This is a genomic window from Dyadobacter alkalitolerans DSM 23607 (genome assembly GCF_000428845.1).
In the GTDB taxonomy this organism is placed as follows: domain Bacteria; phylum Bacteroidota; class Bacteroidia; order Cytophagales; family Spirosomataceae; genus Dyadobacter; species Dyadobacter alkalitolerans.
The window spans coordinates 1-17,841 of record NZ_AUAS01000008.1; the positions used below are offsets into that span (position 1 = coordinate 1).

Below are 17,841 nucleotides of genomic sequence, written 5' to 3' on the forward strand. Positions count from 1 at the left end.
AATATTCAATACAGATCAGGGTAGCCAGTTTACTAGCCCATGGTTCGTTAATTCCTTGCTAGAGAAGGGCATAAAGGTCTCAATGGACGGAAAGGGAAGAGCTCTCGACAACGTCTTCATTGAAAGATTTTGGAGATCGCTCAAATATGAATATGTATACCTGAACCCTCCCAATGGTGGGGTGGATTTGTATAATGGAGTAAAAAAATATGTAAAATTCTATAACGCTGAACGCAGACATACTACTATTGGATCTACCCCAAATGACCTGTTTTTTGGCGCAAAAGCATCTTAATCGAACTTAATTGTAATCACTGGCTGTCCAGCCAAACGGGAGTACTTCAGAGCTTTATGGCCAGGATCATTTCGAGCCGAAACGTATACGGAAATAACCTGTGAAGCAAATCATCGTTTTTCGACATTCATGCGACTACATGTTAAATCGCATGATTACTTCTTTGGCCCAAGAACCAAGAATTTGCCATAGGTCTAAGATGGTAAAAAGGATAACAACTCCCGCAATGGTCATAAACAATCCAGCCCAGAAAGATCTCCCTTTTAACGATCCATTACTGTTTGGAAGAATAATGGCTCGGACGATTGCAATAAATAAAATGAAAGTGATCAGTGATAAAAAGAAAACAACAAACTTCACCACGCCTCGTATTTCCAAGAACCACGGGAAAATGAATATAAGGAAAAGCGCCATTGAGGAAAAGTACTGGATGGCTGAGAGAATAAATTGTTCCCTTTTAGACTCATCTATTTCCCTATATACATACCGAACATTTAAGTCTAAAACCTTATTGTACGGCACTATAAAGCAATGCCCTGGAATTCCTATTGCTTCACCTTTTGAACTCGAGAATCGCTTGGCGTCAGTTAAAAAAATTGTCTCTAATTCTCCTGTCTTGCTCGAAATAGCATAGTCAGATAGAAAGCCTGAAACCATTTTATGTTTTCCCCCCTCTTCTATATTCAAAATGATATCCACATAGGTTTCGATGACTTTTCCCTTTGGAAGCGACTTGAAATTCTTTGAATAAATGATGTCACCCTTAAAGAAGTAATACCATTGATTATTAAAGCGTAATAGCGAAAATCGAGAATCCAAGCGTAACGTTCGGACAAGCATATGGGCAATTTGGCCTAATGCCGCGGCTACTACTAAACTAGTTATCAAGTAGCCAAAGGCAACCCATAAATATTGAGAAGTAACTTCTTGGAACTTCGCAGTGGTAACCGACTGATATGCACTAGAGGCCGGTTTTTTGATGGTTTCGAAGGTGAAACCATATATTTTACCAAGGATTAGGAAGCTAACTATCTGAACCAGAATGCCGAGAAAGATGCTGGTAATTAATCTGTCTGCAAAAATCCCGATTCCGAACTCTTTGGTAAAATGTCCCTGAAAGTAAAACCTTTTAAGGACTACTCCAGGGACAATCAATAGTACAACAAATATGATGCTGGTAGCCGATACGGGAAATTCCATTAACGACTAGAAATGGTCATAGGTCCTGTGGAAAGCGTAATCGTGTCAGACATCCCAGGTTTGAGTTTTTCAACGGCATCAACGTATATCTCCCTGTCTTTGGGATTTGCCATGATTTCCTTTGCCTCAGAACTTACCACATCTGTATCTGAAGAGAAAATCGATTCCAGCACCGTCAAAATCGAATTCCAGATTTCTTGATATATGTTCATGGTCGTAAAGTTTGCTTTCAAACTGACTTTTAGTTAACGTGAAACGGACAAATTTTATTCCAACGCTGAGTGAAAGAGAAACGCTAAACGGCTCGGCTACCTCGAATACCTACATCTTAATATCCACAAGCCAAACGATAGCGCAATTTACTTAAATAATGAAAATCTTGATCAAAAAGTATACTCTTGCATTACCTCCCCTCAAACCCGCTTCTTAAAAATCTTAACAAACTCCGACACACTTCCTCCTATCAACATCAAACCGCCAGCTGCAAAAAGGATGTAGAGGCCGGTGTAATGTTTGACTCGTTCGGATGTTGTTGGCAGGAATGCTCTGCCGCTTGCCGGGTCGAAATAGACTGCGATGGTATCTACGCCTGCCAGACTTCGGTAGTACTTTCTTCCCATCGAGAAATCGTAGGTTTTGCCCAGATATTCTGCGTAAATGCGATCGGGATATTTAACGGTTCCTAAGCCCTTTGTTCCGTAAGTGATTTTCATGCAGACAACTGGTAAATGGGGCGACATGTCGTCTTCCCATTTTGCACTGGTGTACATCATGTAGGTTATCACGAGGAGGCAAATACCCAGAAGAAACGGGACGAAAGGGACTATCCATCCGTATCGCCGGTTTTCAACGATCAGAACCTCATTCATAGGTTGCCTCGCTTTTGAAAGTTGTGCGGATTAGCGGGACATGCTGTATGTGGTTTTCCATTGGTATGCCTTTGAAATATTCATTGATGACCCATATGCCTTCTGTTTTAAAGGAGAGCAGGAAGCTGTTGCCGTTGGTAAGTTGGAATTGGGCAAAGCCCATTTGCAATTTGCCTTCGTTATGATACATCGTGATTTTGCGAATGTCGCCTTCTTTGATGCGTAAGGTTGTGTTGGGGAGTTGTATGTCAAGTTCATGTTCATCTGGTAATGTCGTAATCACGACGCCGCGGGCATAAGGCCAGTGATTTAAGTCAATCACTAAAATGATCATCCCCATACAAAGAAGGGCAAAGCCAGAGATGATGAGAATCGTCCGTCCAATCATGGGGTCGGGCCCTGAAAAGGTTGCGAAGAGCGAAGCTTTTAGAATTACGAAGCCCATAAAAAGACAAATCAATACAAACACAGATTCGAATCTGACAAAGAACGAGCGGAATGTAGTCTGGTAAATCCGTTGCACTTTAAGCGGAGAGTTCGTACCGATTGTATTACGTGTGAATCGCAGCAGTCGCCAGAATACCCAACCCATCGGAATAAAGACGATCAGAAATACCAGCAGCGTGCCCATTGTTACAATGATATGATTTGATCCTTAATATAATTAAATAAAGGTTACATATAAAGAAGATTGAAACATTTTTTGCTGTGATTTTCCTTGCAAAGGCGCTTCGCTAAAAGCAAATGACCGGTCGTCTTTTCTGGCGACCGGTCGGGAAATGTGCTCGAAATGAGCAGATAGGATTAGTATCCGTTGTTCTGTTTCAAGTTTGCATTTTTGTTAAGCTCTGGCCTTGGGATTGGAAGCAGCGTTCGGTAGGCGCCGTTGGGCACGTGGGATAACCAGGATTTGGTTGTAAACACACCAAAACGGATCAGATCTTGCCGACGGCGCCCTTCCTGTGCAAATTCCCATCCCAATTCATCGAGGAAACGGCCAAATTTGATATCCGCTCCGCCCTCGTTTGTAGTTGTATTGTGGTTTTTCAACCCGTAAGCATAAGTGCTTCCTTTTTGAAGATCCGCAGCAGTAACAACGGCCTTCGCAGGATTTGCTTTGAAATTTCGTGCTCTTACAGTAGTCACTATGGTTGCTGCTTCTGCGGCTTTTCCGCTTCTCAGTAACGATTCTGCCTTCATCAGTAACACATCTGCATAGCGCAGCAAGGGCCAGTCGTTGCTCAGGTTTACCGTGGTTCCTTTTTCAATTTCAAATTTCCCAAGCCTGAAACCATGCACTTCTTCCGACTGATCCACGCCGGGCAGTTGATTAATGTAGCTCAACGGTTTGCCCGCGTATGCACCCAGGGTGCTCGTTAGCGGTGTTCCGCCTGCCGAATACTGCGGACCTTGTATCCAGTTGCTTACCAGGCGCTCGTCGTCCTTGTCGAACGAATCAATAAACTGCGGAATGGCGCAAATTCCACCCCAGGGCGTGTTCAGCAGGTTGTAAGTGGCTTGATTGGCTGGCTGCAATGTTTCCATGTGAATAGAAAATCCGTTCCAGTCGGTTACGTATTTTATATCAAAAGGTATGGCAAAAATGATCTCCTTAGAAGATTCATTATTTGTTTTAAACACCTCTTTCTGAGTAGCTTCTAATGCATATCCGGCCTTGGAGTTGATCACCAGGTTGCATTGTTCGATACACTTCTCCCAAGCAGGTGTGCCGGTGTAAACTTCTGCATTGAGATACATTTTGGCAAGAAGCGTATGTGCCCCCCATTTATTAAAACGTCCGTAGGTTGTCGGATCGTTCTTTTCTGATAGCAGCGGCAAATTGTCCTGAATATCCTTGACAATAAAATCGAAAACCTCTTTCCGTGTGCTTTGCTTTGGAATAAAACCTGCGGGCACATCAAATTGCGTGATAATCGGCACATTCCCGAACAGGTCGCAAAGCACATAGTAATAGGATGCCCGAAGGACTTTCAGCTCGGCAATTACCGCCTCTTTCCCTTCTGTAAACGGAATACTTCCCGATTCGATCTGGAAAATAAGCCGGTTACAATTGGCAATCCCTGCATAAGACCTGTTCCAGTTATTGATCGCGATCTCGTCGTCGGCGGTCCATTTGTGATCGTGGATCCTACGGTAAACGCCGCCATCCACCCAGCCATTCGGACGGGAAGGGATAACAAGCTGGTCCCCCGATATCTCCTGGGTTCGGAAAAGCCCGTTCCATTGCTGCATCACATCCCGCCAATTGGTATAGGCAGCGCCCACCAGCGAGGCCACGTCACCGGAAGCAGGTGTGAACTGATTGGCTATAATACGGTCGAAGCTTTCGTCTTTCAGATCAGTACACGAGCTGCCCAGCAACAGCGCTACAACAGCAATTTTACTTTTTAAACCAAAGTGTATATTTTTCATAATCAAGTTTAGAGTTTTTACAATGACAAGTTTAGCCCCAGTGTGAATGTCCTGGTCATTGGATATTTATCGCGGCTGTCATTTCCCGGAGAAAGTCCCAGTCTGTCCACCTCAGGGTCTACGCCTTTGTATTTAGTAAAAGTGAATGTGTTAAGCGTAGAGCCGTAAACCCGAATGGCTTTAATGTGTTTTGTTTTCAACTTCGGGATGTTGTAGCCAATCGTGATGTTGTCGATTTTCCAGAAATCCCCGTCTTCAATGTAGTAACTGTTGAATTCCTGTGGCATGGTTGGGCTGAGTACAGCTTTGTCAAAAACCTTGTCATAGGACGATTTCAGGTTGTTGTACTGTTGAAGGCCAGTGCTTTCGAAGAACATTCGCTGGTAATTCAGGATCTGGTATTTGAATGCCCCACGCATGGTTACGCCCAGGTCCAGATTTTTGTAACGCAGGTTATTATTGAAGTTGAGATAGAACTTAGGCAAACCGTTTCCAAGCACGCGTTTGTCTTCAAAGGCATGCTGGAACTCATCGTAATTTTGCGGCTGACCGTCGCGGCCTTCGTAAATCCACTTACCGTCTTCGGATATATCCACCACCTTGAAGCCATAAAAATCACCCACCTGGTCACCAATACGCACAATGTGCGTAAAAGTCTGAACCGGGTCGCCGGTTGCACCCGTGGTAAAAAAGTCGTTGGTTGTCTTATAAATGTCATTTGAAAGACTCACCAGCTTGTTGGTATTGGTCGAATAGTTTACACTCGAGTTCCAGGTAAAATTGTTGGTCTGCACCGGCACGAAGTTCACCAGCAGTTCCAGTCCCCGGTTCTCCATCACGCCCACATTAGCGCGGGTAGATGTGTACAAGTTGGGCGGGCTGGGCACCTGGAAATCATACAAAAGCCCTTTGATCTTCCTGTTATAAAAATCAATGCTACCATTGATCCTGTTTTTCAGGATGGCAAAGTCAAGACCTATATTCGATTCATGCTTTTCCTCCCATCTCAGGTCGGGATTCGGGTTTTGGGCAGGAACCAATGTCTGGACCCACTTGCCATTGCTGTAAAAGAACTTCTGATAATTCAGGATCGCCACGCCGAGGAACAAGTTATTAGGCTGCGTTCCCGTAACACCATAACCGGCCCTGAGTTTCAGATCGTCGAAGATCGTCTGGCCTTTCATGAATGCTTCGTTGCTGATACGCCATCCCAGCGAAACGGCCGGGAATGTTCCCCAAGGGTTTTTTGCGCCATATAGCTGGCTCGCACCTTCGTGTCTGATACTTGCCAGCAACAGGTAACGGTCGTCGAAGTTGTAAGTGGCCCTTGCAAAAAAGCCGATCAGGTTCGTTTCCCTTTTGGAGCTGCCAATCGGCGCAAGCCCGGTTTTCAATGCGTCTCCGATGCCGATATTATTGTAGGAAAACTTATCAGTCGGGAAATCCCAGTTCTGCATGAAAGAATCCGAGAACGAGTTGTCCTGATAGCTGTAACCACCCAGCAGGGAGAACTTGTGACGGTTCAGGTTTTTGGAATATTGCGCGGTAAGCTCCATAAGCTTATCCACCGACCGCACCGAACCAATCGAGGCGTAACCATTACGCCCGTCCCGCAGTGCAGATACGTGGCTTTTGGTTTCTGAATAACCACGGTTCTGATTGTATTGATTGTAGGAAAACAGGGCCGACAGTTTAAGGTCTTCAATGGGACTGTAGCTGATATTGGATGTTATCCTGGTATTCTGGGAGTTGTTTTTCCCATCACTTTCCTGCAAACGCGCCACAGGGTTATCATAGTTAAAGATCCCCGTTTGCTGAAACCAGGTTCCATCCGGGTTCCGCAATGGTGCGGTAGGATTCTGGATGATCGCCTGGCGATAGGTATATCCGTTGAAACTTACGCCATCGCCGGTGGTAGGATAGCTGTTGTATGAGTTGATGAAACCAAGATTAATGTTGAGTTTATCATTCAACATGGTATGGTTTACATCGGCGCGTCCATTAAAGGTTTTGTTTTCAGATTTGATAAAAATACCGTCCAGATATCGGTAGTTAAGGTTCACAAGATAGTTGGTACGGTGATTTCCGCCCCGAAACGTAAGGTTATGGACCTGGCTCAATGCTTTTTTAGAAATTTCCTTCATCCAGTCTGTATCCGCGCCCAGGTCCCACGACGGCTCGCGGATGCCCTGCTCAATGTGCGCGCGATAATCCGCTGCTGAGAGGAGGTCAAGCTTCCGGGCAACTGTTTGTGTGCTGAAAGAGGTGTTGTACTCAACCGTGCTGTTATAATTGCCACTGGCTCTTTTTGTAGTGACAATGATAACGCCGTTGGTGCCCCGGGTTCCATAGATCGCTGCCGCAGAACCGTCCTTAAGAACGTCTATTGACTCAATATCCTCGGGCGCTACGGTTTTAAGGTCGCCGGGAACACCATCAATAAGCACAAGGGGGTTTGAGTTAGCACCCAGCAAAGTTGTATTTCCCCGGAGCAGGATCTGAGAGCCCTGGGTAGGGTCACCGCTTGGAGCTGAAATGGTAAGACCGGCTACTTTTCCCTGTAAAAGCTGTCCCGCATCCACGGCAGGGGTTTTTACAAAATTCTCTTGCGTAACACGCACTACTGAGCTGGTAATGTCTGCTTTACGCTGACTTCCGTATCCTACCACAACCACTTCCGTAAGTTCTTTGCTGTCGACAGCCAGCACAACATCGAAATTTGACCGACTGCCAATGGCAACTTCCTGGGTAACATAACCAATAAAGGAAAAGACAAGCGTGGCAGCCTGATCTTCTGCTTTCAATTCAAAATTTCCCTCGGGATCCGTAATAGTTCCGGTAGAAGTTCCTTTAACCACAACACTTACGCCGGGCAATGCTGCATTGTTGTTGTCCAGCACTTTTCCCTTCAGTACTTTTTCCGCCCTAACCGGCAGCTCCATGCCAGCCGTTGTTGGCGGGTGTACGGCCGCCCTCACCTGGCCAGTAAAGATGGATCCCGCGATCAGCATGGCACAAAGCGGTCTGCCAAACCCCGCGAGAGGAGTAAGTCTATTTGTAATCATAATGTTACCGGTTTAGTTAATTGTTACTGATATAGATGTATTTGTTGTTGTTTTTTGATATTTTAAATAATTTAAATCCTATTTATTTTGAGGCGTACTAATCCTTTCTACGTTTTAATGACCGTAATGGGCATAGCATGGCCGAAACCATTGATGGTTTATTTCGGGCTTTCTAACGATCTGTAATATACGTAACAAGATGTGCCGAATTGTTCAGCACATCAAATTACAATACAATTTTAAGCTTAAATAATGCTAAACAAAATACGGTTTTTGATAACTACTGACTATATTTTGACCTTATTCAGACATAACAGCCAGAAAGGTGCAAATTTTAGCCGTATCATCGATTCGTGTTTGGATGGAGATTTGTCGCATTAAATTCCAAACTTGCGCAGGTTATACACAAAGCTAAAAACGAAGTATCTTTTCAATACAACACTCTGAATATCTTCAATGTAAGTTTCCGTAGTGCTGCGGGCCAGGCTGCGGTTTTGGTTAAAGATGTCGTAGACCTGCAAGCGGATTTCGCCTTGTTTTCCCTGTAAAAATTGGCGGGATACGGAAGCATTCCAAAGCGTGAATTTTTGATTAAACCCTGTGGTGCGGCCCGTGTTGGCGGTGTAGGTCAGGTCGGTGGAGAATATAAATTGAAAGGGGAGCTGCCAATGGATATCTGCGGTCATATGCTGTGACCAGTATTGCGTATTTTGCTGAGGCAGAAGCGAATAATGTGCCTGCTGATAACTGATGCGCGCGCCAAATCCATAGTCCATCTTCCCGTCGAATGCAGATTGAATGTGGATACCCTGGCCTAGTAATGTCGTTTTCGCCTGATTTTTGAGGTTGTTCACAATGCTCCGACTGGCCGAAACATTGGCTTGCGTATTGAGCGTAAGGCCGAATTTTAATGAACTGATATTCTTGCTCCATGACAAGAAGCTGTTCAGCGCCCAATATCCCGGTGTGTTAATAGGCTTAGACAATCTTGCACCATTATCGTTGATTGTAGTCGCATTGCTGATCCGGCTGTTGCTTTGGTTGAGATTTGCAAACACGAAAAGACTGCGTTCGCCGCTGCTTTCCGAGCTGTTATAGTTCAATGTCAGCGTGTTATAATATTCCGGACGAAGCCCCGGATTACCACTTTTGATATCAAGCGGGTTGGTATTGTCGATCACGGGCTGCAATTGCGTTACGCTTGCAGGGGCAATGCGTGTGCGATACTGCAATCTCGCGCGCCGGTTACCCGAAAAAGTATAGCTGAAAAGTGCATTCGGCATCCAATGAAAATACTGTTTGCCTATGCGTGAATCCTGCGATAAATTATCAGAAACCTGCCTGGACGCTTGTACATCCAAACCCAGTGTGTAACTAAACCGCAGCCGCTGCGTCTGCAATGTTGCGCCCGCTTTATGCCCTGTAAATGTACCCGCAAAGCGGTTCGTGAGCATGGTGTCAGGCACCGAGTAGTTATTTGTTTCTTCATTTTTATCAAAAACAAACCGGGACTGGCGGTTCTGATTATTGAGCCAGGCATATCTTACTTCAATCTTATGACGAAAAGAAAGCGGCTCGGTAAAGTAGAAGTTCAGATTGTTTTGCGCGGAAAAAGTATTTTGCCGGTTCTGCTGATCAATGTGGTCAAGTATTTTTTCCAAACCCAAAGAATCGTAAAACACATTTTCGGATTGGTTATAGCCCGTATTTTTTCCGTTTGACAGCACGGTGTTCAGGTTAGCCGACAATGTCCGGCCTAGCTTCGTAAACTTCCGCATGAATATGAGATTGTTATAACCGTTTATCCCGCTGCCTGCTGAGCGGTAATGTGTTTCTCCCTGATTCAAAGGAATACCGTTTTTTGAGTACGAAAAATTGCCCAGATCGTTTTTGTAACGAACATTTTGCCAGGAAATATGGGGCGTAAGGCGCAGGCTTGTGAGGGAATCCAGCTGAAACTCAAACCGCCCGTTAAAGCGCTGATTAAATGCCTGGTTCCGGTTATAGTTTGATTGTTCTGTCAATAAGGATTGGCCCGGGAGAATGTATTCGCGGCGGCTGTTCTGGTTGGTGGTGGTAATGGCCTGATTTGCAAAGTAACTGGCCGATATTTCAGCACGCTTTCCATAGCGCACTTTTTCACCTTCTGTCCGGTAATTGAAGCCACCCGCGCGCACTTCGGTAATGTTGGCTGGCGTCTGCCCGTTTTCGTTACCGAAGGATCCCGGCTGCCCGATGAACATGGGGCCACCCATCCCGCCGCCCGGAAGTCCGCCGTCACCAAGAGAAAAATTCTGCTGATTCAGATTATTGGCCTGGCCAACGAGCGATATCTGTCTTCCCGGTCCGCCGTTACGGTTATTGAAGCGGTTCAGACTTAGTTTTCCCTCGTAACGCAAGGCATTGTTTTCCGTATTCCGGCCGGCACCTATCGCATTTTGACCAAAATAACCCTTTCCCTTGTCTTTTTTAATTGTAATATTGATCGTACGTTCTCGGTTGCCATCATCAATGCCCGAAAACTGCGACTGGTCCGACGACTGATCGTAAATCTGCACTTTGTCCACAATATCGGCTGGCAAATTGCGCGTCGCCATTTTAGGATCGTCGCCGAAAAACGGCTTCCCGTCTACGAACACCCTGCGCACCGCCTGCCCGTTGCTTTTGATTTCGCCGTCACGGGAAACCTCCACGCCCGGGAGTTTTTTGAGCAATTCTTCAAGCTGCGCATTCGGCTCGGTTTTGAATGATCCGGCATTGAATTGCACCGTGTCACCCTTGATAGTAACCGGTGGCGCTTCCTGTTTGATGACCACTTCTTGCAAATCCGTTCCCTGCTCGCTCATCCATAATGTATCCAGCCGCACAGGTTCTCTGTCAGCTATCAAGAAGGTAGCAGATTTGTTACGGTAACCAACATACGTCACCAGCAGCCGATAACTGCCTGTTGAAATATTTTTGAGGCGGAATTGTCCGTTCCCGTCGGTCACAGCGGCAGTAACATAAGCAGAATCGTGCTGCGTGAGCAGGGATATGGAGGCTGTGCGCAACGGCTTTCTGCTGATCGAATCGAGCACGATTCCCGACACCTCCGCCCGGACAGTGGTTTTCTGCCCGGCGGCGGTGAAGTGCAGCAGCATGATGGCTAATAGCATTGTAAGTTTCATAGGGTCATCTTCCGCCGTCTCCCGGCATCATTTTCTGCTGACGGAAATCGGCCAGCGCCTTTTCCCGAATGTCATTTAATTCTTCTTTGGAAATGGCCTGCGCACCAGGCTGCGGCTCCACCTCTTTGCTGTTCACAGCCCTGGGCTGCACTTTGGTTGCCTTAAATTGTTCACGACTTCCTTCGATCAGCAACACTATACCTTTTTCAGGAGTCAGTTCGTGCACAGGCGAATACGTTCCTGGCAACTCTTCCGTCAGCCATACAGTATAGGATTCATTTTTAAAGTTGACCAGGGCCTTTTTGCATTGATAACCCGCTATTTTTTTGGTTTGATCCGAATGTTGCCAGCCCGTAACGCGCTTGATTGGCGATTCACTTTGATAGGTTTTGGCATCCGGACCTTTCATGCTCAGCACGGTAATAACTTTTGAACCCGCCACATCCACACATCTGTTTTCATCAAATGGCCTGCCGAGGTTGGTCGTTTTGGGAGGCCCGCCGCCTGGGAAAACGCGGCTTACCATTGTATTCTGATCGTCGGAAACCTCTTTTACATAATTTCCGGAAAAGAGCGATTTCAGTCCCGAAGTGCGCGAGTCGGGGAGGTCGGTAGGGAAATTCGGGTCGCCTGGCTTCACGGGCTCACCATTGATGACCATCCGCAACTGTGAAGGATCAATCTTGCGGACGATCTCATAGCTGATCTGTCCCGAAAACTGCGCGTAAGCTTGTCCGGCGGCCACCCACATTGCGGCCAGAAAAATCTTGGTTTTCATAGCATTCGTTTGTTTAGTTTGAATGTTCCAAAATTGGCGGGAAGCAATGTTAAGCACTGGTATTTAGTGTTAAATAGTGTTACAGCCCTATAAAACCCGCACGCCGCATTGTAGCTTTGTACCATGAGCAGCGCACGTATCAGGTTCATTTTCTGGATGATGACCATTTGCATTGTAGCGATCAATGCTTTTCAGGGCTATTGGCTCCTGACCACTTACCGGCTGCACAACTCACAGTTCCAGCATACCGTGCAGGACGTGCTGTTCCAGGTGGTGGATCAGCAGCAGGTCGCGTGGGCGGATGCCATGTTTGGCCGTAACGGGACGAAACTTGCTGTTCCGGGCGCACCACCTTTGTCGCGGCAGCGGGTGATCGTTCGCAGAATCCAATCGGATTCGGAAACGCGCGTTTATATAAGCCCAAACATGGATGGTGTAAAAATGGCCCTGGGAGACACACTGGCAAACCGTATTTCTAAAATGCTGGTAACGGGCTGGGCAAAAGGCGACCAGATCGATAAAAGAAAATTGTTTAAGGCTTATCAATCAAAACTGCAAAAGCGCGGAATCCAGGCTAGTTTTTTAATTGACACCATACGCCTCATTCCCAGGTCCGATGGGGAGAATACACTTTATACCAATACCAGGACTGGCCGGTTGAATTCCGCAAAGCAGTTCAAGACCATCCCAGTGCCTATTAATCCGGTCAAAAACCTTTTTGTGCAGGCCACATTCGATATGCCGTTTTTGTATTTGTTCAAAAAAATGGGTGGCCTGCTGGCGGCAAGCAGCATTTTGCTTATCCTGACAACGGGCTGTTTTCTTTATATGCTGCGAACGATTTTAAGACAAAAGCGCCTGTCGGAAATTAAAAATGATTTTATCAATAACATGACCCACGAGCTCAAAACGCCCATAGCAACCGTCACAGCGGCTGTGGAAGCGATGATGCATTACGGCGTGCTCGACAATCCGGAAAAAACGCAAAGTTACCTGTCCATTTCCCGGAACAACCTCGGCCACCTTTCCGAACTGGTGGACAAAGTGCTACATATGGCTGTGGAAGATAAGCAGGAAATTACGCTTCACCCGGAACCGGTAAATCTGCGCCGGCTGGTTGGGGAGATCACCGAAAGCTACGCACTCAAAACGACGAAGCGGGTCAGTTTCGAGCATGATTTCAATGAGCATGACACGGTTGTCGTGGACCGTGTGCATTTCGGCAATGTACTCAGCAACCTGGTCGATAACGCCATTAAGTATTCTAATGAAGAGGTAACCATAGTTTTCAGGTACAAAAAGGATGGAGACAACTGGCGCCTGGCCGTCACCGACGATGGGTTAGGAATTGCAAAAAACCATCAGCAAGCTGTTTTTGAGCGTTTTTTTCGCGTGCCAACGGGCGATTTGCATGCAGTAAAGGGTTTTGGGCTGGGGCTTGCCTATGTGCGGCAGGTTGTGGAACGGCATGGCGGCAGCATTGATCTGGTCAGTGAGCCGGGAAAAGGAAGCGAGTTTATTTTGAAATTCTGATTTATGCCAAAAGTTTTACTCATTGAAGACGAGGCTGCCCTGGGTATGATTGTGAAAGACAGCCTGATTTATCGTGGCTTTACGGTTTTCTATGCTGAAAACGGCGTCGCCGGTCTGGCACAATTTAATGAGCACCATCCGGACATTGTAGTAGCAGACATTATGATGCCGGACATGGACGGCTTTACTATGGCGAAGCACATTCGCGAGCTGAACCCCAATGTTCCCATCATGTTTCTGACGGCCCGGTCGCAAACCGCCGACGTCGTGAAAGGTTTTGAGCTGGGCGGCAATGATTATCTCAAAAAACCTTTTAGTCTCGACGAGCTGGTCGTCCGCATTGAGGCGCTGTTAAGGCCCAGAAATACCATGAATTTTGCTCCGGCGGTTTTTGAAATCGGACAATACACCTTTGATCCTGCCAAACAAAAACTCACACTCTCCGGAAAAGAGGTGTCATTATCTCACCGCGAAGCCGAATTGCTGCGACGTCTGTATCAGCTCCGAAATCAGGTTTTGGAGAAGAATGTTGTGTTATTAGAGCTCTGGGGTGACGATTCTTTCTTCAATGGCCGCAGCCTGGATGTTTTCATCACCCGCCTCCGCCGCTATCTCAAAGACGACCCGCAGATCCAGATCGTCAATATCCGCGGGATTGGGTATAAGCTGATATGCTGAAACCGGCCAGTGGAATGGCCATGCGAATGCTGATGATTTTTAATTCAGGTTTCGGTATTCATTAGGCGTAACGCCCGTTTTTTGCTTAAAAAGCCTCGTAAAATGCTGCTGATATTTAACCCGAGCTGATATGCTATTTCGCTTAGAGATTGACTGCCTTCAAACATCTTTACTTTGGCCTCATCAATTAACCTTGACTGAATAAATTCCAGCGCAGTATGCCCGGTCTCTTTTTTAATTAAATCACCAAAATAATTGGGAGACAAATGCAATTCATCGGCGCAGTAAGCAACGCTCGGCAAGCCGGATGTCTGCGATTTTCCTGATTTGAAATAATCACTTAATAATTGCAGCCAGCCTGGGCGACCTTTGTCTATGATTTGGTTAATAAACAATAAAAAACGATCCGCATGCGCCCGTACAAAGTTATCCTGCTTCTCATTTTTATTCTCAGCTCCACGACCATGATGGCGCAACCTAAGACGTCCCTCAGCCAAACGAATGCGGAGATGATGGTCCGAATATCAGAAATTGAGATCGTGCCGGAGTTTCTGGCGGAGTATAATGCGATTTTGAAGGAAGAGGCCGCAGCGTCTGTCAAAAAGGAGCCGGGCGTGGTGGCCATTTTTCCAATGTATATGAAAGATCAGCCCAATCAGATCCGGATCGTGGAGATCTATGCCGATAGCGCTGCCTATCAGTCGCATTTAAAAACCCCACATTTCCAGCATTACAAAACAACAACTTTGAAAATGGTGAAGGCATTGAAATTGTTAGATATGAATGCAATCGATTCGCAGACCATGCCGGAAATCTTTAAAAAATTGAAATAAAGGTTAATGAGTACAGAAAAAGACATTTTCGCCCGGTTGCAGGCCGGTGAGCTGCTTCGGAAAGATGATCCTGAATATGGGAAATTCGCGGAAGTAGTTGCCCGGACAATCCGGTTGTCGCAGGCATTCCCGCAAGAATTATAAAAGAGAAATTTTAAAAATTTACATATTAAAAAAATGACCGAAACAACAAATGTAAAGGCTTACGGGACAGATGCTGCCGAGGCACCATTGGACCAAATGAATATCAACCGGAGAAAACCCACTCCTCATGATGTTGAGATAGATATTTTATTCTGCGGGGTCTGCCATTCCGACCTGCATACTGCCCGGAGCGAATGGGGTCCTTCCATGTATCCCTGTGTCCCCGGCCACGAAATTGTGGGAAAGATCATCAGCGTAGGCGATCATGTGCAAAAATTCAAAGTAGGAGATATGGTGGGCGTCGGCTGTATGGTTGATTCTTGTCGTGAGTGCGAATATTGCAAGGAGGATCTGGAACAGTTTTGCGAAAATGGCATGACCGGCACCTACAATTCGCCCGACAAGCATATCCCGGGTTCGCCAACATTTGGCGGCTATTCTGAGAAGGTTGTCGTGAATGAAAATTACGTACTGCGGATCCCGGAAAACATGGATCTGGCTGCGGCAGCTCCCTTGCTGTGTGCAGGCATCACCACCTATTCGCCGTTACGCCACTGGAACGTTGGTCCTGGTAAAAAAGTGGGCGTTGTAGGCATCGGCGGACTGGGCCACATGGGGATTAAGATTGCCAAGGCCATGGGTGCGGAGGTGGTTGCTTTTACCACATCGGAATCAAAATTTGGGGAAGCGAAACGCCTTGGAGCGGACGAAGTGGTTTTGTCCAAAGACGAAGCGCAGATGTCGGCGTATAAAGGAAAGTTGCATTTTATTCTGGATGCCGTTTCTGCCGAGCATGATATCAATGCTTACCTCAACCTGCTAAGGGTAGATGGTTCGCTTGCGCTTGTCGGCGCACCCGAGCATCCTCTTCCGGTGGCAGCATTCAGTGTGATCCAGGGGCGTAAAAGTTTTGCCGGTTCTATGATCGGCGGGATTGCCGAGACACAGCAAATGCTGGATTTTTGTGCGGAACACAACATTGTAGCGGACATTGAAATGATTGACATTCAGGAAATCAATGACGCATACGAACGTTTGCTGAAAGGCGATGTGAAATACCGCTTTGTTATTGACATGGCTTCTATTAAGGAGAATGCATAAACCAGTTATCTCAGGCATGCCAGCAGGCAATGCCTGAGATAACCAACTTCTGGCCTGATCTTTATAGTTTCTGCGCCCCTGGCCCGCGCACAAATCAACAATCACCATGGACAAAAATAAATCTGCCGAAAAGCCTGAAAAAGTGCTGGATAATGAATCCCGGCGCGACTTCCTAAAAACAACTTCCATCCTCACCGCCATTGCTGTTGCACCGGCAACAGTTGCGAAAGCAGCAAAGCATGAATTGGGAGAAAAGATCAGTGTAGCATTGGAAACTACACCTGTGAGTTTCAAGGTAAATGGTGTAAAGAAACAGCTCAACCTTGAACCACGCTCCACACTGCTGGACGTGCTCCGCGAACAGTTGCATTTGACGGGAACCAAAAAGGGGTGTGATTATGGTCAATGTGGTGCGTGTACAGTCCATGTGAACGGCGAGCGCGTGCTATCGTGTCTGAGTTTGGCTGTTATGCATGAAGGTCAGGAAGTTACAACCATTGAAGGATTAGCAAAAGGCGAAGAGCTGCACCCGATGCAGCAGGCGTTTATCAAGCACGACGGTTTTCAGTGCGGTTACTGCACGCCGGGGCAGATCATGTCGGCTGTGGCTTGCATTAACGAAGGGCACGCGAATAACGAAGACGACATCAGGGAATTCATGAGTGGGAATATCTGCCGTTGCGGAGCATATCCCAACATTGTGAAGGCGATTCAGGAAGTTAAAAACGGGGGGCAGAAATCATGATACAATTTCAATACGAACGCGCGGCAACCACGAAAGCAGCTGTGAATGCATTGGCCAACAGCAGCAATGCGAAGTTCATTGCCGGAGGTACGAACCTGGTGGATCTGATGAAGCGGAACATTACCGCACCAACCAAGCTGGTGGATATTAACCAGGTCCCGCTCAAAGATATACAACACCAAAATGACAAGATCAGCATTGGTGCCCTGGCATTAAACAGCCGCGTTGCCGAACACAAACTGATCATTGAAAAACATCCACTTCTATCACAAGCATTAAATGCAGGCGCATCGCCGCAAATCAGGAATATGGCCACCGTAGGCGGAAATATGATGCAGCGTACGCGATGCCATTATTTTTACGACACAGCGCTGCCCTGTAATAAGCGCGAACCAGGTTCCGGCTGCGGCGCATTGGAGGGATTGAACCGGATGCACGCCGTTTTCGGGACGAGTGAACAATGTATTGCTGTGCACCCGAGTGACATGTGTGTAGCGCTTGTAGCATTGGATGCAACGGTGCTGGTGGCAGGCCCGAAAGGAGAAAGAAGGATCCCGTTTGAAGAGTTTCACAGGCTCCCGGGCAATCAGCCTGAAAAGGACAATACGCTCCAAAATAACGAAATGATCATTTCAGTTGAGATCCCGGATAATGGATTCAGTAAAAACAGTCACTATATGAAGGTCCGCGACCGGGCTTCTTATGCGTTTGCATTGGTGTCGGTGGCGGCGGCTTTGAATTTGGATGGAAAGGTGATTAAGGAAGCAAGGCTCGCAATGGGGGGTGTGGCGCATAAGCCGTGGCGTTTGAAAGAAGCAGAAAAAGCGTTGATCGGCAAACCAGCCACCGAAGAGACTTTCAGGCAGGCCGCCGAAATTGCCATGCAAGGTGCAAAGGCTTTTAAATACAATGCATTCAAGCTGAAACTGGGTCCGAATGTAATTGTAGAAGCATTGAAAAATGCAGCTAACCTGGCGTAATCCTAACCCTGAATTCCAAG

General features: G+C 46.7%; 16 protein-coding genes and 1 pseudogene. 8 read left to right on the top strand and 9 right to left on the bottom strand.

The genetic code is table 11. From position 1 onward, the window contains the following. A partial coding sequence (locus G395_RS0116695) for an integrase core domain-containing protein (RefSeq protein WP_026631098.1) occupies nt 1–295 on the top strand: 295 nt, incomplete at its 5' end. A gap of 135 nt (nt 296–430) precedes the next feature. Here the strand turns inward: G395_RS0116695 and G395_RS0116700 are convergent. The 8 genes from G395_RS0116700 to G395_RS0116735 all read right to left on the bottom strand — a co-directional run bounded on the left by G395_RS0116700 (nt 431) and on the right by G395_RS0116735 (nt 11,807). Further along, the gene (locus G395_RS0116700; protein ID WP_026631099.1) at nt 431–1,495 is read right to left on the bottom strand and encodes a hypothetical protein; all 1,065 of its coding nucleotides are present in this window, start codon (nt 1,493–1,495) and stop codon (nt 431–433) included. Next, nucleotides 1,495–1,707 carry a hypothetical protein gene (locus G395_RS0116705; protein WP_026631100.1) on the bottom strand — a complete coding sequence of 71 codons (213 nt, stop codon included), beginning with the start codon at nt 1,705–1,707 and terminating at the stop codon, nt 1,495–1,497. Before G395_RS0116705 ends, G395_RS0116700 begins: the two co-directional genes overlap by 1 nt. Nucleotides 1,708–1,908: 201 nt before the next feature. Next, nucleotides 1,909–2,364, bottom strand: a complete 456-nt coding sequence (locus tag G395_RS0116710; protein ID WP_157486720.1) for a hypothetical protein — start codon at nt 2,362–2,364, stop codon at nt 1,909–1,911. Continuing rightward, the gene (locus G395_RS0116715; RefSeq protein WP_026631102.1) at nt 2,357–2,995 is read right to left on the bottom strand and encodes a hypothetical protein; all 639 of its coding nucleotides are present in this window, start codon (nt 2,993–2,995) and stop codon (nt 2,357–2,359) included. The genes G395_RS0116710 and G395_RS0116715 overlap by 8 nt, the downstream gene beginning before the upstream one ends. Nucleotides 2,996–3,168: 173 nt before the next feature. Then, a complete protein-coding gene (locus G395_RS0116720; protein ID WP_035361597.1) occupies nt 3,169–4,797 on the bottom strand; it encodes a RagB/SusD family nutrient uptake outer membrane protein in 1,629 nt (542 codons plus the stop codon). Between the two features lie 17 nt (nt 4,798–4,814). Continuing rightward, entirely contained in the window at nt 4,815–7,862 is a 3,048-nt protein-coding gene (locus G395_RS29620; RefSeq protein ID WP_211237784.1) for a SusC/RagA family TonB-linked outer membrane protein, read from the bottom strand. A gap of 377 nt (nt 7,863–8,239) precedes the next feature. After that, a complete protein-coding gene (locus tag G395_RS0116730; protein ID WP_051350218.1) occupies nt 8,240–11,017 on the bottom strand; it encodes a TonB-dependent receptor in 2,778 nt (925 codons plus the stop codon). 16 nt (nt 11,018–11,033) lie between these two features. Next, nucleotides 11,034–11,807, bottom strand: a complete 774-nt coding sequence (locus G395_RS0116735) for a hypothetical protein (protein WP_026631105.1) — start codon at nt 11,805–11,807, stop codon at nt 11,034–11,036. A 123-nt stretch (nt 11,808–11,930) separates the two neighbouring features. Here G395_RS0116735 and G395_RS0116740 point away from each other — a divergent pair, with 123 nt between their 5' ends. After that, on the top strand, nt 11,931–13,340 hold the full coding sequence (locus tag G395_RS0116740) for a sensor histidine kinase (protein WP_026631106.1): 1,410 nt from the start codon (nt 11,931–11,933) through the stop codon (nt 13,338–13,340). 3 nt (nt 13,341–13,343) lie between these two features. Then, entirely contained in the window at nt 13,344–14,018 is a 675-nt protein-coding gene (locus tag G395_RS0116745) for a response regulator transcription factor (RefSeq protein ID WP_026631107.1), read from the top strand. A gap of 39 nt (nt 14,019–14,057) precedes the next feature. On the opposite strand, the pseudogene G395_RS29625 reads toward G395_RS0116745, so the two are convergent. Continuing rightward, nucleotides 14,058–14,365: pseudogene (locus G395_RS29625) on the bottom strand (helix-turn-helix domain-containing protein); the annotation flags it as partial. 162 nt (nt 14,366–14,527) lie between these two features. On the opposite strand from G395_RS29625, the gene G395_RS0116755 reads away from it, so the two are divergent. The 5 genes from G395_RS0116755 (at nt 14,528) to G395_RS0116775 (ending at nt 17,821) form a co-directional block, all read left to right on the top strand. Then, nucleotides 14,528–14,851, top strand: coding sequence for a putative quinol monooxygenase (locus tag G395_RS0116755; RefSeq protein ID WP_084439697.1), 324 nt, complete (start codon nt 14,528–14,530; stop codon nt 14,849–14,851). A 6-nt stretch (nt 14,852–14,857) separates the two neighbouring features. Further along, nucleotides 14,858–14,995: a hypothetical protein gene (locus tag G395_RS31740; protein WP_229204199.1), complete on the top strand. Its 138-nt coding sequence runs from the start codon at nt 14,858–14,860 to the stop codon at nt 14,993–14,995. A 33-nt stretch (nt 14,996–15,028) separates the two neighbouring features. Then, nucleotides 15,029–16,096, top strand: a complete 1,068-nt coding sequence (locus G395_RS0116765; protein WP_026631110.1) for an NAD(P)-dependent alcohol dehydrogenase — start codon at nt 15,029–15,031, stop codon at nt 16,094–16,096. A gap of 106 nt (nt 16,097–16,202) precedes the next feature. Continuing rightward, on the top strand, nt 16,203–16,841 hold the full coding sequence (locus tag G395_RS0116770) for a (2Fe-2S)-binding protein (RefSeq protein WP_026631111.1): 639 nt from the start codon (nt 16,203–16,205) through the stop codon (nt 16,839–16,841). Then, nucleotides 16,838–17,821, top strand: a complete 984-nt coding sequence (locus G395_RS0116775) for an FAD binding domain-containing protein (protein WP_026631112.1) — start codon at nt 16,838–16,840, stop codon at nt 17,819–17,821. The genes G395_RS0116770 and G395_RS0116775 overlap by 4 nt, the downstream gene beginning before the upstream one ends. Nucleotides 17,822–17,841 lie beyond the last annotated feature (20 nt).

Coding starts and splice junctions, on each gene's coding strand:
- G395_RS0116770 (WP_026631111.1), top strand. CDS start 16,203: ATGGACAAAAATAAATCTGCCGAAAAGCCTGAAAAAGTGCTGGATAAT.
- G395_RS0116700 (WP_026631099.1), bottom strand. CDS start 1,495: ATGGAATTTCCCGTATCGGCTACCAGCATCATATTTGTTGTACTATTG.
- G395_RS31740 (WP_229204199.1), top strand. CDS start 14,858: ATGAGTACAGAAAAAGACATTTTCGCCCGGTTGCAGGCCGGTGAGCTG.
- G395_RS29620 (WP_211237784.1), bottom strand. CDS start 7,862: ATGATTACAAATAGACTTACTCCTCTCGCGGGGTTTGGCAGACCGCTT.
- G395_RS0116755 (WP_084439697.1), top strand. CDS start 14,528: ATGATGGTCCGAATATCAGAAATTGAGATCGTGCCGGAGTTTCTGGCG.
- G395_RS0116710 (WP_157486720.1), bottom strand. CDS start 2,364: ATGAATGAGGTTCTGATCGTTGAAAACCGGCGATACGGATGGATAGTC.
- G395_RS0116745 (WP_026631107.1), top strand. CDS start 13,344: ATGCCAAAAGTTTTACTCATTGAAGACGAGGCTGCCCTGGGTATGATT.
- G395_RS0116740 (WP_026631106.1), top strand. CDS start 11,931: ATGAGCAGCGCACGTATCAGGTTCATTTTCTGGATGATGACCATTTGC.
- G395_RS0116715 (WP_026631102.1), bottom strand. CDS start 2,995: ATGGGCACGCTGCTGGTATTTCTGATCGTCTTTATTCCGATGGGTTGG.
- G395_RS0116735 (WP_026631105.1), bottom strand. CDS start 11,807: ATGAAAACCAAGATTTTTCTGGCCGCAATGTGGGTGGCCGCCGGACAA.
- G395_RS0116705 (WP_026631100.1), bottom strand. CDS start 1,707: ATGAACATATATCAAGAAATCTGGAATTCGATTTTGACGGTGCTGGAA.
- G395_RS0116765 (WP_026631110.1), top strand. CDS start 15,029: ATGACCGAAACAACAAATGTAAAGGCTTACGGGACAGATGCTGCCGAG.
- G395_RS0116730 (WP_051350218.1), bottom strand. CDS start 11,017: ATGCTATTAGCCATCATGCTGCTGCACTTCACCGCCGCCGGGCAGAAA.
- G395_RS0116775 (WP_026631112.1), top strand. CDS start 16,838: ATGATACAATTTCAATACGAACGCGCGGCAACCACGAAAGCAGCTGTG.
- G395_RS0116720 (WP_035361597.1), bottom strand. CDS start 4,797: ATGAAAAATATACACTTTGGTTTAAAAAGTAAAATTGCTGTTGTAGCG.